The sequence below is a fragment of the Exiguobacterium sp. s43 genome, assembly GCF_018617255.1.
Taxonomy (GTDB): domain Bacteria; phylum Bacillota; class Bacilli; order Exiguobacteriales; family Exiguobacteriaceae; genus Exiguobacterium; species Exiguobacterium profundum.
In genome coordinates, this window is the sequence record NZ_JACSJT010000002.1 from 16,227 (window position 1) to 30,596 (window position 14,370).

General features: G+C 48.4%; 17 protein-coding genes. 4 read left to right on the top strand and 13 right to left on the bottom strand.

Annotation, left to right across the window (positions count from 1 at the left end; translation table 11 throughout):
* Positions 1–3: 3 nt before the first annotated feature.
* From argC to KNO79_RS10770, 4 genes are all read right to left on the bottom strand, one after another.
* On the bottom strand, positions 4–1,029 hold the full coding sequence (gene argC, locus KNO79_RS10755; protein ID WP_214691295.1) for an N-acetyl-gamma-glutamyl-phosphate reductase: 1,026 nt from the start codon (positions 1,027–1,029) through the stop codon (positions 4–6).
* 160 nt (positions 1,030–1,189) lie between these two features.
* Positions 1,190–1,507, bottom strand: a complete 318-nt coding sequence (locus KNO79_RS10760) for a hypothetical protein (RefSeq protein WP_015880545.1) — start codon at positions 1,505–1,507, stop codon at positions 1,190–1,192.
* Positions 1,508–1,540: 33 nt separating this feature from the next.
* Positions 1,541–2,023 carry a hypothetical protein gene (locus tag KNO79_RS10765; protein ID WP_230235411.1) on the bottom strand — a complete coding sequence of 161 codons (483 nt, stop codon included), beginning with the start codon at positions 2,021–2,023 and terminating at the stop codon, positions 1,541–1,543.
* Positions 2,016–2,291: a 4a-hydroxytetrahydrobiopterin dehydratase gene (locus tag KNO79_RS10770; RefSeq protein WP_078146155.1), complete on the bottom strand. Its 276-nt coding sequence runs from the start codon at positions 2,289–2,291 to the stop codon at positions 2,016–2,018. Before KNO79_RS10770 ends, KNO79_RS10765 begins: the two co-directional genes overlap by 8 nt.
* Positions 2,292–2,431: 140 nt before the next feature.
* On the opposite strand from KNO79_RS10770, the gene KNO79_RS10775 reads away from it, so the two are divergent.
* Entirely contained in the window at positions 2,432–2,965 is a 534-nt protein-coding gene (locus tag KNO79_RS10775; protein WP_074034877.1) for a cysteine hydrolase family protein, read from the top strand.
* A 22-nt stretch (positions 2,966–2,987) separates the two neighbouring features.
* Positions 2,988–4,433, top strand: coding sequence for a nicotinate phosphoribosyltransferase (locus tag KNO79_RS10780; protein ID WP_078146154.1), 1,446 nt, complete (start codon positions 2,988–2,990; stop codon positions 4,431–4,433).
* A gap of 36 nt (positions 4,434–4,469) precedes the next feature.
* Here the strand turns inward: KNO79_RS10780 and KNO79_RS10785 are convergent, their stop codons facing one another.
* Positions 4,470–4,772, bottom strand: coding sequence for a 7TM diverse intracellular signaling domain-containing protein (locus tag KNO79_RS10785; RefSeq protein WP_031424443.1), 303 nt, complete (start codon positions 4,770–4,772; stop codon positions 4,470–4,472).
* A gap of 113 nt (positions 4,773–4,885) precedes the next feature.
* On the opposite strand from KNO79_RS10785, the gene KNO79_RS10790 reads away from it, so the two are divergent.
* Complete coding sequence (locus KNO79_RS10790) at positions 4,886–5,359, top strand: YwpF-like family protein (protein ID WP_031424441.1); 474 nt, start codon at positions 4,886–4,888, stop codon at positions 5,357–5,359.
* A gap of 72 nt (positions 5,360–5,431) precedes the next feature.
* Here the strand turns inward: KNO79_RS10790 and KNO79_RS10795 are convergent, their stop codons facing one another.
* The 3 genes from KNO79_RS10795 to KNO79_RS10805 all read right to left on the bottom strand — a co-directional run bounded on the left by KNO79_RS10795 (position 5,432) and on the right by KNO79_RS10805 (position 7,517).
* Positions 5,432–5,908: a DUF456 domain-containing protein gene (locus KNO79_RS10795; protein ID WP_031424439.1), complete on the bottom strand. Its 477-nt coding sequence runs from the start codon at positions 5,906–5,908 to the stop codon at positions 5,432–5,434.
* Between the two features lie 10 nt (positions 5,909–5,918).
* Positions 5,919–6,518, bottom strand: a complete 600-nt coding sequence (locus tag KNO79_RS10800; RefSeq protein ID WP_159563373.1) for a histidine phosphatase family protein — start codon at positions 6,516–6,518, stop codon at positions 5,919–5,921.
* 63 nt (positions 6,519–6,581) lie between these two features.
* Positions 6,582–7,517, bottom strand: coding sequence for an alpha/beta hydrolase (locus tag KNO79_RS10805; RefSeq protein ID WP_074034886.1), 936 nt, complete (start codon positions 7,515–7,517; stop codon positions 6,582–6,584).
* Positions 7,518–7,690: 173 nt separating this feature from the next.
* Between KNO79_RS10805 and KNO79_RS10810 the strand changes: the two genes are divergently transcribed.
* Positions 7,691–8,698, top strand: a complete 1,008-nt coding sequence (locus KNO79_RS10810; RefSeq protein ID WP_214691296.1) for a metal ABC transporter solute-binding protein, Zn/Mn family — start codon at positions 7,691–7,693, stop codon at positions 8,696–8,698.
* Between the two features lie 40 nt (positions 8,699–8,738).
* Here the strand turns inward: KNO79_RS10810 and KNO79_RS10815 are convergent, their stop codons facing one another.
* From KNO79_RS10815 to KNO79_RS10835, 5 genes are all read right to left on the bottom strand, one after another.
* Positions 8,739–9,185: a hypothetical protein gene (locus tag KNO79_RS10815; protein ID WP_214691297.1), complete on the bottom strand. Its 447-nt coding sequence runs from the start codon at positions 9,183–9,185 to the stop codon at positions 8,739–8,741.
* 52 nt (positions 9,186–9,237) lie between these two features.
* Positions 9,238–9,693, bottom strand: coding sequence for a hypothetical protein (locus KNO79_RS10820; protein WP_031424431.1), 456 nt, complete (start codon positions 9,691–9,693; stop codon positions 9,238–9,240).
* Positions 9,694–9,777: 84 nt separating this feature from the next.
* Positions 9,778–11,223 (bottom strand): alanine/glycine:cation symporter family protein, encoded by a 1,446-nt coding sequence (locus tag KNO79_RS10825; RefSeq protein WP_159563369.1) that lies wholly within the window; start codon positions 11,221–11,223, stop codon positions 9,778–9,780.
* Between the two features lie 191 nt (positions 11,224–11,414).
* A complete protein-coding gene (locus tag KNO79_RS10830; protein WP_214691298.1) occupies positions 11,415–13,880 on the bottom strand; it encodes a CoA-disulfide reductase in 2,466 nt (821 codons plus the stop codon).
* Positions 13,877–14,182: a rhodanese-like domain-containing protein gene (locus KNO79_RS10835; protein ID WP_015880530.1), complete on the bottom strand. Its 306-nt coding sequence runs from the start codon at positions 14,180–14,182 to the stop codon at positions 13,877–13,879. The genes KNO79_RS10830 and KNO79_RS10835 overlap by 4 nt, the downstream gene beginning before the upstream one ends.
* Positions 14,183–14,370 lie beyond the last annotated feature (188 nt).

Below are 14,370 nucleotides of genomic sequence, written 5' to 3' on the forward strand. Positions count from 1 at the left end.
CTCCTAAATGTATTGTGGTTGATTCAATAGTCCGAGCGTCTCATCGAATCCGAATCGAACGTTCGCATTTTGAAGGGCTTGCCCGGCCGCCCCTTTTTGCATATTGTCGATGACCGATACGATAGTCAGTCGATGCGTCCGTTCTTCTTTGTACACCCAGAGGTCGCAGTAATTCGAACCGACCGCCGATTTGATTTCCGGCTCTCCCTGCTGCACTCGAATGAACGGTTCATCCATATATGCGGCTTGAAGACGCTTCACCCATTCATCCTCTGACACGTCATCGTTCGGTAGAACCGTGATTGTCGCCATGATCCCGCGATTAATCGGCAGCAAGTGGGTCGACATCGAGACTGTCGCTTCTGCGCCACCCATGTGGTACAAGGTCTGTTCGATTTCAGGGATGTGCTGATGCGAATGAATCTTATATAACTGCACATTCTCATTCGATTTGGCATGATGGGTCTTCTCACTCAATCCTTTGCCAGCGCCCGTGATGCCGGAGCAGGCCGAAACCACGATGTGTGCCGGGTCGATCCAATCGTGCTGAACGAACGGCAATAACGCGAGTGAGACAGCGGTCGCATAACAACCTGGATTTGAAATCCATTTTGCTCCCGTCAGCAACTCTCGATTCCACTCGGTCAATCCATAGACAGCTTCTCGTTGAATCGATTCGGTAACAGGCGGCTTCCCGTACCACGTTTCGTATGCATCAGACGGTAATCGCAAGTCCCCACTCAAATCGATGACCACTCCAGGAAAAGATGCTAACTGTCGAATATAGTCAGCAGACACGCCGCTCGGAGTCGCAAGGAATACCACATCAATCCCAGCTAGGGCGTCTGCTTGAAACGGTTCAAGTATTTTTGGATCCGCTTGTAACCACGGATATAGTTCCGACAAGGTCATCCCGGCGCTCGAGTCGCTGATTGCTTTTTCTAAACGGATAGTCGGATGTTGCTCGATCAGTTTTAACAATTCCAAACCGGCATAACCTGTTACGCCGACGATGCCACACGTAATCATCTCTCTACCTCCTCAGAAGAATAAAATGATTGAACCATATGCATATTTATTCTGTCAATTGTATTTTTATTCATACGTGATAGAACGTTCCCTTTTTTATTGGTGTATGAGGGTTTTGGTAAATAAAAAAAAGTCCGATGCGCATGCACCGGACCTGTGATTAGATTTGATTTTTATGACGAGCCTCTTGAAGCGCATCGACTAAGTCTTTCACGTCTTCGACGAGGTTTTGAATCGTATCTTGGTTTTCTTCGTAAAGCGATTTCCATTCCATGACACGGTCTTTCAAGTTGCCTTTCGATGACGCTTGTAGACCGACCGCATGTGCCTCAGTCGACGTGTTCGATGATTTCAACTTCGACTTGATGCCTTTCAGTTGTCTCACTTGTTGATCGCGCGTTTCGCTATGGAGAAGTGATGCTGCTGCGCCGATTACCGCACCCGCAGCCATCCCCAACCAGAAATAATTCTTGTTCATAAAAATCCTCCCCTAACATGACGTTATCTTTTATTATAGATTATCTGACTCACTGACGACATAGTGTTTTATGACGGGACCTGCACCGCGCTGTTCGACCGCTCGCTTCAAGCGGTCTTCAAGGATTGCATAGTCCGCCGTATCACGAAAGTGTTTCCCACCAGACGTGAACTGAATAAAGACGACGGCATGATTATCATCCGGGTCGACACCTAATCGGTATGCCGAAAACCCATCATGACTGACACCGAGTGGCGCCTTTTCCGTCAACAAGTGGTGAAACAACAGGGAGCGGGCATTCTCATCTGCCGGAACGTTCGCGTATAAAATGTTCCCTTTTTTCACAAATTCGCCCGACGCCTCTTCAATTTCAAACACTTTACCGCTCTTGAACGGAGACTTCTCTCCTTCTGCGAGCAAAATCGTTTCGTGTCCATTCGCCGCGATGACGCCTGGCTCCTTTCGAAGACGCTCCGCCACGCTGCCTGACGCAAAAGTCATATAGAGCTTAGACAAGTTCCTCACACCCTTTCGCGAGTGTGATGTCTTTCTCCGTAATGCCCCCTTCGTCATGGGTCGATACGGTCAATGTCACGTTCCGATATTCAATCAAGATGTTCGGATGATGATCGAGCGATTCAGCCAAATCTGCTACAAGATGCACGAACTGAATGGCCTCCGGAAATGTTTCCAGCCGATACGTCTTTTGAATCTCCCCGTTCACTTCTTCCCAACCGTTCAACCGTGACAGTTCCTCTGTCAATTCACTTTGCGATAATACCATCGTCACAATCCCCTTTCCCTATACAGTCTACTGTCTTAATCTACCCAAACCGAAGAAAAATAATCTTCCGTGCATGATGTATAATGAATTAGAATGAGATGGATAGCCATCATTTTCATTACGAGAGAGGAGCATCTCCCATGCGCGCATTGATTGTTATTGATTATACATTTGATTTTATCGCAGACAGTGGTCGTTTGACTTGTGGGAAACCCGGGCAAGAGATTGAAGAACGGATCGTCGAATTGATCGGAACATTCGCAACGGATGACTATGTCGTCATCGCGAACGACGTCCATGATGCAGGTGACACGTTCCACCCTGAAACGACGTTGTTCCCGCCGCACAATATCCGCGGGACAGAGGGCCGTGAGTTGTACGGTTCTGTGAAGGAAGCTGCGAAACAGGCAGACCACTGGATTGATAAGACACGTTATAGTGCCTTTGCCGGAACTGACCTTGACCTGCGTCTTCGGGAACGCGGAATCACAGAAGTTCATCTCGTCGGTGTCTGCACGGATATTTGTGTACTCCATACAGCCGTAGATGCCTACAACCTCGGTTATCAAATCGTCGTCCATGCCGATGCCGTTCAAAGCTTCAACCCGGTCGGCCATGAATGGGCGCTCGAACATTTCGTCACAACACTCGGTGCGACAGTCGTCGGAAAGTGACGTAAAACAGAAAGGAAATCATATGTTACATCGTAATTTAGCCCTTCACACAGATCTTTATCTTCCACGTTGGATGTATATTTACTGGAAGCAAGGTCGCCATAATGAAAAGGTCGTCTTCGACCTTTACTATCGCTCGAATCCATTTAGTGGTGGTTATGTCGTCTTCGCCGGACTCGAGAATATCGTTCACTACTTAGAGAACGTCTCCTTTACGGAGGCGGACATCACCTATTTGAAAGAGCAACTCGGATTCGAAGATGAATTCGAAGACGTCTTACGGAACTTTAAGTTCACTGGTTCACTATATAGTGTTCGCGAAGGAGAAGTCATCTTCCCACATGAACAAGTCGTTCGGATTGAATCGACCATCTTTGAAGCGAAACTGTTCCAAACGGCGCTACTCAATATCGCGAACCATGAATCACTCATCGCCACGAAGTATGCCCGGATTCGTCAGGCTGCTCCGAACGAGACACTCCTTGAAGGAGGAGCTCGTCGCGCGCAAGGTGTCGATGCGGCTTACTACGGAACACGTGCGGCTTACATCGCTGGTTTTGATGTGACAAGTCTCGTGTCAGCCGGTCGTGACTTTGATGTCCCGACAGGAGGAACGATGGAGCATGCTGATATTCAGTTCCATGATGATGAATTGAGCGCATTCCGTTCATTCGCTGAAATGTATCCGGACAACACGAGCCTTCTCATCGACACGTATGACACACTCAAGTCTGGTCTGCCGAATGCGATTACGGTCGCAAAAGAACTCGAGGCGAAGGGCCATCGTCTCAAGTCAGTACGACTCGACTCTGGAGACCTCGCCTACTTGTCGAAGCGTGCCCGGAAAGCGTTGAATGAAGCAGGGCTCGACTACGTCAAAATCGTCGTCTCTGGGGATTTGGATGAGTATGTCATCCAGGACTTACGGATGCAAGGCGCAGAGGCCGATACGTTCCTCGTTGGGACACGTGGCATCACGGCTTACGAGCAGCCGGCACTCGGTATGGTCTATAAACTCGTCGCGCGTGAGGATGAATCCGGGGAATTAAAACCGGTCATCAAAGTATCTTCTTCTAAGGTGAAGACGACGACTCCTCACAAGAAAGAGTTGTATCGCATCATCGACAACGAAACGAAAAAGTTCAAAGGCGACTATATCGCCCTCGCCGATGAACCGGTCGAATCTTACACCGAGATCGACTTGATTGACGTCCGTGACCCGGCCTTCAAGATCAAGACACGTAACTTCAACGTGAAACGCTTGTTGCAACCAATCTTCCTTGATGGGAAACGCGTATACGACCTTCCAAGCACAAGTGAGATTCGTGCATATCATCACGAGCAGATGAACGGATTGTGGGAAGAGTACAAGCGTCTCCGTTTACCGGAAGTGTATTCGGTGACGTTCAGCAAGCCACTATGGGATTTAAAACTCGATATGATTCGCAAAACGCGGGTACCAAAATAAAAAAACGGCTGTGGGTGCATACCCACAGCCGTTTTTTTATACCATTGTCATCTCGCCTGCTTGGCTTTGATCTTCTTTTCTCCGAAAGTAAAGCGCCATCGACAAAGAGAGCAATATCAAGACAAAATAGACGGTCCGTTGCCAAAACGTCGCTTCGGTGTCTCCTTGGAACAACGCAATGATATAATCGCTCCCACTGACTAAAAACAATCCGGCAAGCAAGAGAAAGATCCGATAGCCGGCCCGACTCCGCTCCCGTTTCACTTTGAAGAAAAGGACACCATAATAGACGATTGCGAGAATCGTCACATACCCGATTACGCCAACAACCCAACTCATCTTGATGCCTCCCTCACTCTCTATTTTTCTGTTTCTTCCCCGTTATCTTAACACATTCTATTCCTCAGACTGTGTTAAGATGGTCTAAAGAAAACGCGGAAAGGAACGATCCTATGAAAACGTTTCGCCTCGTCCAAGTCCGACTCGTCCAAGACGAATACGGCAATGAACTGAATTTACCGATCGATTTACTCGATGGTTTAATCATCTCGAAGGAGCACGATTCAGAATGGCTCCTCGAAATGCTCGTGCCGACCGAGTCGGCTGTCACGCTCCATCATTACTTAAACAAACGCATCCTCATCCTCGCTGAAGCCGTCATCACGTCGCCAACGAACGCCCCGGCTGCACTCGCTTTGACGTTCACGAGCGAGCGGGCCTTGAACGACCATCATACGTTCGTCGCTGAAGGACTCATGTTGATGCCGAAACAAGACGCGACGAAGCAAGTACTCGATTCGTTGATTCAAGATGGCGTCGCCACATCGAATTTAAAGCCCGCCTTCTTCGAGAAAAAAGTCGAAATGCAACAATCGTTCAGTCGCTCCGCTTTCAATCAATTGGTTAAAACCGGGTCATTCGAATAATCGGATGACCTGTTTTTCTTTCCCCAAAACCATTCACCTTTCAAACTAAAAAGACGGAGAAACATCTCCGCCTCACACGTAGATAAAGAATAGAATGATCATCATCGTCATCCCGATCACTTTTAAGAGTGTGCTGCCGAGAAAGGCGAGAACGGTTCCGACGCCGATGCTCCACGCTTCACGTGTCGTCTTCCCGAGTGTCAACTCCGCCAAGAAAGCGAAGATGAACGGGAAAATCAAAACCCCGACGAGCGGGAAAATAAACGGTCCCGCAATCAAGCCGATTGTCGCACCCCATTTCGCTCGCTCCGAACCGCCCCGTTTATCCACCGTAGCCCGGGTGACGACATAGTCGACGCCGAATAAGAAGACGAGGAAGACCGATTGCCATACCCAGAATGTCCAGGTCAATGGTTCAAACGAAAAACCGAATCCATAAATCATGTATCCGATGAACAAGAACAAGACACTCGGGATGACTGGATAGATGAGTCCTGCAAAAGCGACCACAAATGATGCGATAATGAATACCCATAGTAAGGTCGTCATGACATTCTCCTCATTTCATAATGGTCGGATCGGTGATATGGTCAGCCACGTTGACCGCCTTCACTTCAAACTGACCTTGTTGATGGATGATATAGTTCGAGCAGGCGTTTCGCATGGCGTGACGGAACGTATATGTCCCATCGATGGCAGAAAGCGCCGCTTTGATTGCATGGGAATGGCAGACGACAACGATGCGCTTCCCTGGATACGTATCCACCAAATGGTTCATTCCTTCTAAGACCCGGCTACGCATCTCGTCTTCTGTTTCGAGACCAGGAATCCGCTCCTGGTCATCTGCTTGGACCGCCTCGTAAATTCCTTTCACGGGTTGCCCGGATGCCGTTCCGAATTCACGTTCAATGAAACGCTCATCTAGCAGAATCGCTTTATGTTCGATGCCACACGCTGTTGCGATTGCTTGTGCGGTGTGAACCGCACGTGACAAGGGACTCGATACGATGACGTCCCACTCCTCTTGACTCAAAAAAGCTGCACTCTCCTCTGCCTGTTGACGTCCGAGTGCATTCAACGGGTTATCTTCACGCCCTTGAATAATTTCTAAACGATTCCAATCGGTCTGACCGTGTCTGACTAAACATAACTCTGTCACTACTTCCACTCCTTACTCTTTCAATCATCCCCCATCGTACCATCTTCCTTAAAAATCGCAACGTCATCCGAGACATTCTTCAATAAAACGATTGATTCGGGCCATGAGTTGCTCTTCTTTGATTGGATTATCCGATTGGAGGAAGCTCGCAAGCGAGTGGGTTCCATTTGGAAATGAAATGAGTTGAACGTTCGCACCGACATCACTCGCATGTTCGACGAAGTGAAGCGCTTGGCCGAACGGGACAATCGGATCTTTCTTCCCGTGTAGCAGTAAAATCGGCGGGGCATCGGCGTATAGATGGGAGACCGGGGAGCATTTTACCATCAACTCACGCCATTCCTCGCGGCTTCCTTCATAGAACTTTAAATGGGCGAGCCACGTCTGGATGAATTTGAACAATAAAAAGTTCGTCGGTGGATACAAGGCGATGACCCCTTTGATCGTCGGGAGGTCGTCTCCCAAATCACCTGCAAATTGTCGATGACGGTCGAGCGCAGTCGCAAGCATGAGCGCAGCGCCTGCTGAATCCCCCCAAACGAGCAATTGACTCGTGTCTAGCGTCAATAACGATTCATGTTGTTTCAAATAGCACAGTGCATCTGAGACATCAAAAATATTATCGGGGAAGTACACCCCGTCTTCAAATAAGCGATAATCGATGCTGACGACAGCGATCCCTTTCCCCAAAAAGTGGTCAAGCAATGGATGAAACAGGGTCACCATACTCCGATTCCCTCTGACGAACGCTCCCCCATGTGCATATACCGCTACGGGGAACGGCCCTTCTCCAGGGGGGAGATACAAATCAAATTGGAGCGGACGATCGTGAACAATTTTATACGTGTACGTGTGGCGCCGGCGTGTTGTCGGTTGAATCGGCAACTCGGGTTCTTGCCATCTGACAAGGGACCCATATTGACTCCACACGCTAGCCCCGGCTGCCGTCGCCGCAGCAATCGCCGCACCCCCGACAAACCAGGCAGTCTCCTTTCTCATACAATCCACTCCTCGTTCCTTTTTTTAATCATATTCCCGCTTTTTTCAAAAATCTATCCATCAGAAGTCGGACTTGACGTGCTCCGAAGCTCACACTATAATATTACTCGCAGTCATAAAACGTAACAGTTACGATTTAATATTCAGATAACTTGAAAGGTGGAAGATGGAAGATGAAGAAAACTTGGTTAGGCGCAGTCGCAGCCGGTACGCTTTTACTTGGTGCGTGTGGAAATACCGAAGGAGATAACGCATCTGAATCGACAGATGGTCAACTGACCGTCTTCGCTTCAACGTTTGCATTAAAATCATTAGCCGAAGAAATCGGTGGGGACCGCGTCCACGTGGAGATGGTCATTCCACCTGGGGCTGATCCGCATACGTATGAGCCAACTTCAAAGCAAATGACACAAATCGCAGAAGCCGACCTCTTTTTGACGATTGGTCATGACCTTGAACCTTACGTCGAGTCTATGGAGAAGAGTTTAGATGGTCAGAACGTCGCCTTCGTCAAAACAGCCGAGAACGTGAAGTTACTTGATGCGGCGGATACCGTCCATGTCCATGATGAGGAAGGACATACTGAAGACGACCACGCTCATGAAGAAGAAGGACATTCTGAAGATGAACATGCTCACGAAGAAGGAGACGGTCATAGTCACGGTCAATACGATCCCCACGTCTGGCTCGACCCGATGAATGCTGTATCAATGGCAGAAGCGGTCGAAGCCGCATTCAGTGAGGAAGCACCCGACTATAAAGACGAGTTCGCAGAACGGTTAAGCACTTTCAAAGACGAAGCAAACGATCTCGACGCGGAATTGAAGGCAGCCGTCGAGAACGGTTCAAAATCCGAGTTACTCGTGACGCATGCCGCATATGGTTATTTGGCTGAACGTTACGGATTTGACCAATTACCAATCGCGGGACTTACACCGTCTGAAGAGCCGTCACAACAAGCTCTCAAGCGGATCATCGAGGAAGCCCGTCTCCACGACTTGAACTATATCGCATTCGAAGACACGGTCACACCAAAAGTGGCCGAAGTCGTGAAACAAGAGATCGGTGCAGAGAGCGTGACGATCTACAACTTGGAATCGGTCACGAAAGAACAGATGGATAAGAGCTACTTCGACTTGATGCGTGAAAACGTCAAGGCACTTGAGACAGCGTTGAAATAATCAAAATCCCGAAGCGAGGTGACTCGTTTCGGGATTTTTTTCATGCTTCTATTTGATGATCTAACGTCTTCAGTGTGACGAGAAGTAGGAGGAGTAGCGATACGATGACGCTCATCATCCAGAAATCCCCGTCCATGAAGAATAAAGTCGTCCACTCCCCTGTACTCAATCCCAACCACGCTTGACTGACACCAACGCCTATCAGTGCGATTGCAACAAAACGAATCCATGTCATTTTTGGAACGAACCGCTTGCTGACCAAATAACTATTCAATACTAAAAGACCAACATATACGATGAGAAGGACGTTCCAAGCCGTGTCAAATGAAACAGATGCCACCCCGACCGTGACAGCATACCCCCATGTCACCAAGAATACAGCGAATGAGATAAGTGTGATGCGATAAAGCGACTTGAACCCCGTTTGATACGCAAGAAACGGATTGGTGAGTAGCCCGAGCCAGATGAGTGTGCCGAACACATCCATGAGCAAATCCCCTTTATACCATTTATTAACAGTATACCATGGGAATTCACTTTCATTCATAATAAATCAAGACGAGTTCTTCCTGGGACGAAGCGATCTCACAAAACTGTTGCAACCGGGTCCAATCTTCCCAAATCATCTCGAATTCATCTTTTGCAACGAATGCCATGTCTTTCACATCATCTCGCCCGAACGCATGCAACGTATCTTTGACGATATGAAGTAACTGCGGGGTCAAGATACCGACCACGACCGCCTGCGCCTCATTGACAATCAACTCTTCGCCGACGAGCGCCATTTCCATGTTATACGTGTCGGCCCCGTCGATATATACCTCGATTTGACTAAGTACGCGTTGAAACGGTTCCACATTCGGAAGCGTCAGCGTATCGTCCCGATCCCGATATTGCTCATGCATATGAATCAACCAGTCTAAAATCATCTCCGGATCCTGATTAAATGACACCCAAACTTCTGGGGAAACACGTACATAATGCGTCGTCTCCATACATGAACGCCCCCTTTTTATGACATTACCCGTCTTATATATGTAAAAAAACCGCCTACTTGAATTCGTAGACGGTTCCTTATATCAAGAACGACTTGTTCCTGTTTGTTGTTCCTCTGTTTCGCTTTCCCAAGCTTCGATGTATTCACGACCAGGAAGATTTTCAACCGAGTCGACATAGAAAACTGGGTCTTCTCCTTCGCGTCGCTGTGCCAAGTAGTCATCGAGAACGGCGCGAGCCACTTTCGCCAAGCGGAAGATGGCATATAAGTTCACGAGTGCCATGAGACCCATGAACACGTCAGCAATCGACCAAACAAGGCCGGCAGAGCGGACCGCACCAAACAAGACCATGCCGACAACACCGATGCGATAGAGCGTGACATAGATTTTCTTATCCGAGATGAACTGGATGTTCGTCTCACCGTAGTAATAGTTTCCAAGAATCGAACTGAACGCAAATAGGAAAATCGCAATCGTCAAGAACGATGTAGCGACCGAACCGATTTCTGCTGTCAACGCGGCTTGCGTCAATTCGACACCCGCAAACGACTCTGAACCGGCTACGCCTGAAATCAAGATAATCATCGCTGTCGATGTACAAACGAGCAATGTATCGACAAATACGCTAAACGATTGAATCAATCCTTGTTTGACAGGGTGCGATACTTCCGCTGTCGCAGCGGCGTTCGGTGCAGAACCCATACCCGCTTCGTTCGAGAAGAGACCTCGACGAATCCCTTGAAGTACCATGGCGCCAATCGCCCCTCCGAAGAGTTGCTCAATTCCGAGGACTCCTTCTGAGAAGATGAGGCTGAAGACGTCTGGTAGAAGGGAAACGTTCGTCACCATAATCCAAATCGCGAGTAAGATGTAGCCACCTGCCATGACCGGTACGATGATACTCGACAAGAGTGCGATCGATTGGATCCCACCGAAGACGACAATGGCCGTCACAATCGCAAGGACAATCCCGACGACTGTTGTGCTGATCCCGAACTGGTTACTCACAGAGAGTGAGATCGTATTCGACTGTACCGAGTTGAACGCGAATCCGAATGAGAACGTGATTAAAATCGCGAACAAGACACCTAGCCAACGTTGGCCGAGCGCACGCTCCATATAGTAGGCAGGTCCCCCACGCCATGTGCGTCCATCACGAATCTTGTACACTTGTGCCAACGTACTTTCGACGAATGCAGATGCTGCCCCAATCAACGCAATGAGCCACATCCAGAAAACTGCTCCTGGGCCACCTAGCGCAATCGCTGTCGCCACACCGGCAATGTTTCCTGTCCCTACACGAGCTGCCGTTCCGATTGCGAAAGCTTGGAACGAAGACACTTGGCCTTTTTCACGTGCTGTGCCCTCTTTGAACAAGAGGCGGAACATTTCAGGAATCATGCGGAACTGAACGAAGCCCATACGAACTGTAAAATAAAGACCTAAAGCAACAAGTACAACGATGAGCACTTGCGACCACAACAAATCGTTTGCTTGCGAAACGAGTTTCTCTACCAATTTCTCCATACTAATCCTCCATCATTCTAAAAATCTCAACAGAAAAAGTCATGTCAACTTTCTTAACATGACTTGAATTATAGGTAAATTATACGAAAATTGCAATATTAATTCGTTTTTTCAACATCATCTCGGTTCTTTCTAAAAGCAAAAAAACGAGCCGGAGAGCGCATCGCAATCCGACTCGTTCTATATTTCATTTAGATAAAGAGGTTTAAATTTCCGCCTTCTGCTGCGCCGAGATAAGCCGCCACACCACCAAGGTCGACCCCGTCAATCAACTCTTCTTCTTTGATGCCCATGACATCCATTGACATCGTGCAAGCTACCATTTTCACGCCTGCTTCTTGCGCTGACTTAATCATTTCTTCGACAGAAGGAACGTTCTTATCGCTCATGACTTTCTTCATCATTTTTTGACCAACACCACCGAAGTTCATGTTCGAAAGTGGCAATTCGCCTGCATGTCCTGGCATCATCATGCCGAACATTTTCTCAAGACCTTGCTTTTTCACTTCCGGTGCGTCCGGTTTGCGGATGACATTGAGTCCCCAGAATGTGAAGAACATCGTCACTTCTTTCCCCATCGCGGCAGCACCTTGCGCAATGATGAGGGATGCGAGTGCGCGGTCGAGGTCTCCGCTGAAGACGACCATTGATGCACCGTCTCCTGCTGGTGCGCCCGCTTGTTGTGCAGCCGGACCTTGTCCTTTTTGAAGGATGGCTTCAACGCGTCCGTTAACGAATTGTTTCGAGACGAGTTTGTTGCCTGTCTTCTTCGCCCATGCTTCGATATCTGCGAAGAATCCTGGGTCACTTGCGAGAACGCGGAGCGTTTCGCCTTCCCCGAGTTCTGCGACTTTCTTATTTACTTCTAAAATAGGTCCCGGGCATTGTAGACCACATGTGTCTAACATGACCGCTTCCCCGATTGGTGCATTTGTCATTTGTGTTGGCTCCTCTTCTACAACGGTAGCCGCTGTTTCATTTGATGTGTTCGCTTCTTCAAGCGCCTCGAAATCACGATTGATTTGCGACCACGTCTTGTAGCCACCGCTCAAGTTTTTCACCTTGAAGCCGTTTTGACGTAAGATGCGTGATGCGAGATAGCCACGAAGACCGACTTGGCACGTCACGTAAATCGTTTCATTCCGGTCGTAGTTGTCCAAGTTTTCTCGTAATGAGTTGAGTGGCACATTGATTGATCCTGGAATCTTTCCGAGTTCATGCTCCGATTCATCGCGAACGTCTAGTAACGTCGCTCCGTTTTCCACGAGCTCATCGATTTCATCCCAATGTACGACTTCATTGTCACCGAGGACGACGTTCGACGCGACATACCCGATCATATTGACCGGATCTTTCGCAGAACTGAACGGTGGTGCATAACTGAGCTCAAGGTCAGGTAGATCGAGGACCGTCAAACCACCCTTCATAGCTGTCGCAATGACGTCGATGCGTTTATCGACTCCATTGATTCCGACACCTTGCGCACCATAGATTTCACCCGTTGTCGGGTGGAACAAGAGTTTAAGCGACACAGGTGTCGATCCTGGATAATAACCAGCATGCGAACCTGGATGTACGTGAACAGCCTCATACGTCTTGCCAGCCGCCTTCAACCGTTTTTCATTCCATCCTGTCGATGCGACCGTCATATCAAATACTTTGGCGATTCCCGTTCCCATCGTTCCATTGTATTTCACGTCACGGCCGTTAATGATATCGGCAACGAGACGGCCTTGACGGTTCGCTGGCCATGCGAGTGGCACGACAGTTGGTTCTTTGAAGACGTAGTCGAGTACTTCGACCGCATCCCCGATCGCGTAAATATTCGGGTCTGATGTGAGCATCTTTTCATTAACGCGAATGGCACCGCGCGTACCTGTTTCAAGGCCTGCTTCACGCGCAATCGTCGATTCCGGTGTAACACCGATCGACATGATGACCATATCTGTATCGATGACACGACCGCTTGTCAAATGAACTTTCTTTCCTTGCTCTGAGAACGAAGAAACGCCATCAGACAATTGAAGCTCGACGCCATGCAAGCGCATGTGTTCATGAATTGGCGCCACCATCTCACGGTCAAGTGGCGTCATGACTTGGTCTGCCATCTCAACGAGCGTCACCTCAACACCACGCTCACGTAAGTTTTCTGCCATCTCAATCCCGATAAAGCCTCCACCAATCACGGTCGCATGCTTCGGCGCCTTGTCATCGACGTAGCCACGGATTTTATCTGTGTCCGGAATGTTGCGAAGCGTGAAAATATCTTCTGCCTCGTCGATTCCAGGGATGTTTGGACGAATCGGTTTCGCTCCCGGAGAAAGAATGAGAACGTCGTATGACTCGTCATACGTTTCGCCTGTTTGAACGTGTTTCACCGTCACTGTTTTCTCGTCACGGTTAATTTTAATGACTTCCGTCAAATTGCGGATATCGAGTTGGAAACGCTTGTTCATCCCTTCAACGGTTTGAACAAGGAGTTTTTGACGGTCTTGGATGACATCCCCGATATAGTATGGAAGACCACAGTTCGCGAATGAGATGTACTCCCCACGGTCGAACATGACGATTTGATTCTCTTCATTCAAACGACGGAGTCGTGCAGCTGCAGACGCACCACCTGCTACCCCACCGACGATTACGATTTTTTTACTCATTGTCCATTTCCTCCTCTGACGACTTCTCCTGGCCAACTCATCAAGCCATCTTCTATATTGACCACTTTATAGCCTTTCGCCTCCATTTGCCAAGTCGCTTGCGTGCTACGCGCACCTGAGCGGCAAAGAACGACATATTCTTCAGCTGGATCGAGCGTGTCGATCCACTCTGTCATTTCGGATAACGGATAGTTTTTCGCGCCTTCAATATGTGCTTCTTGAAACTCGTCACGTTCTCGGACGTCGACGATATTTACAGGCACTTCAAAGTCCATTTGACGTTTTAAAGCGGATGCTTTCATCGTTGATCTACCTTTCTTTTTTCAATTCGATTTATACCATTCGGCTTGGTTGCTGGCGTTCAACAAGTTTGTGATTTGTTGAACATTTCGCTTCCACGTCATTAATATACCCCCTTAGGTATTTAATTGCAAGAAATAAGTTTGACGAAATGTCGAATTTTTCAACATCATCCATTTGGATAGTTGAT

What these genes read in the sequence shown, in the direction of transcription:
- argC (WP_214691295.1), bottom strand. Translation starts at nt 1,029, where the DNA reads ATGATTACGTGTGGCATCGTCGGCGTAACAGGTTATGCCGGTTTGGAA.
- KNO79_RS10760 (WP_015880545.1), bottom strand. Translation starts at nt 1,507, where the DNA reads ATGAACAAGAATTATTTCTGGTTGGGGATGGCTGCGGGTGCGGTAATC.
- KNO79_RS10770 (WP_078146155.1), bottom strand. Translation starts at nt 2,291, where the DNA reads ATGGTATTATCGCAAAGTGAATTGACAGAGGAACTGTCACGGTTGAAC.
- KNO79_RS10775 (WP_074034877.1), top strand. Translation starts at nt 2,432, where the DNA reads ATGCGCGCATTGATTGTTATTGATTATACATTTGATTTTATCGCAGAC.
- KNO79_RS10780 (WP_078146154.1), top strand. Translation starts at nt 2,988, where the DNA reads ATGTTACATCGTAATTTAGCCCTTCACACAGATCTTTATCTTCCACGT.
- KNO79_RS10785 (WP_031424443.1), bottom strand. Translation starts at nt 4,772, where the DNA reads ATGAGTTGGGTTGTTGGCGTAATCGGGTATGTGACGATTCTCGCAATC.
- KNO79_RS10790 (WP_031424441.1), top strand. Translation starts at nt 4,886, where the DNA reads ATGAAAACGTTTCGCCTCGTCCAAGTCCGACTCGTCCAAGACGAATAC.
- KNO79_RS10795 (WP_031424439.1), bottom strand. Translation starts at nt 5,908, where the DNA reads ATGACGACCTTACTATGGGTATTCATTATCGCATCATTTGTGGTCGCT.
- KNO79_RS10805 (WP_074034886.1), bottom strand. Translation starts at nt 7,517, where the DNA reads ATGAGAAAGGAGACTGCCTGGTTTGTCGGGGGTGCGGCGATTGCTGCG.
- KNO79_RS10810 (WP_214691296.1), top strand. Translation starts at nt 7,691, where the DNA reads ATGAAGAAAACTTGGTTAGGCGCAGTCGCAGCCGGTACGCTTTTACTT.
- KNO79_RS10815 (WP_214691297.1), bottom strand. Translation starts at nt 9,185, where the DNA reads ATGGATGTGTTCGGCACACTCATCTGGCTCGGGCTACTCACCAATCCG.
- KNO79_RS10820 (WP_031424431.1), bottom strand. Translation starts at nt 9,693, where the DNA reads ATGGAGACGACGCATTATGTACGTGTTTCCCCAGAAGTTTGGGTGTCA.
- KNO79_RS10825 (WP_159563369.1), bottom strand. Translation starts at nt 11,223, where the DNA reads ATGGAGAAATTGGTAGAGAAACTCGTTTCGCAAGCAAACGATTTGTTG.
- KNO79_RS10830 (WP_214691298.1), bottom strand. Translation starts at nt 13,880, where the DNA reads ATGAGTAAAAAAATCGTAATCGTCGGTGGGGTAGCAGGTGGTGCGTCT.
- KNO79_RS10835 (WP_015880530.1), bottom strand. Translation starts at nt 14,182, where the DNA reads ATGAAAGCATCCGCTTTAAAACGTCAAATGGACTTTGAAGTGCCTGTA.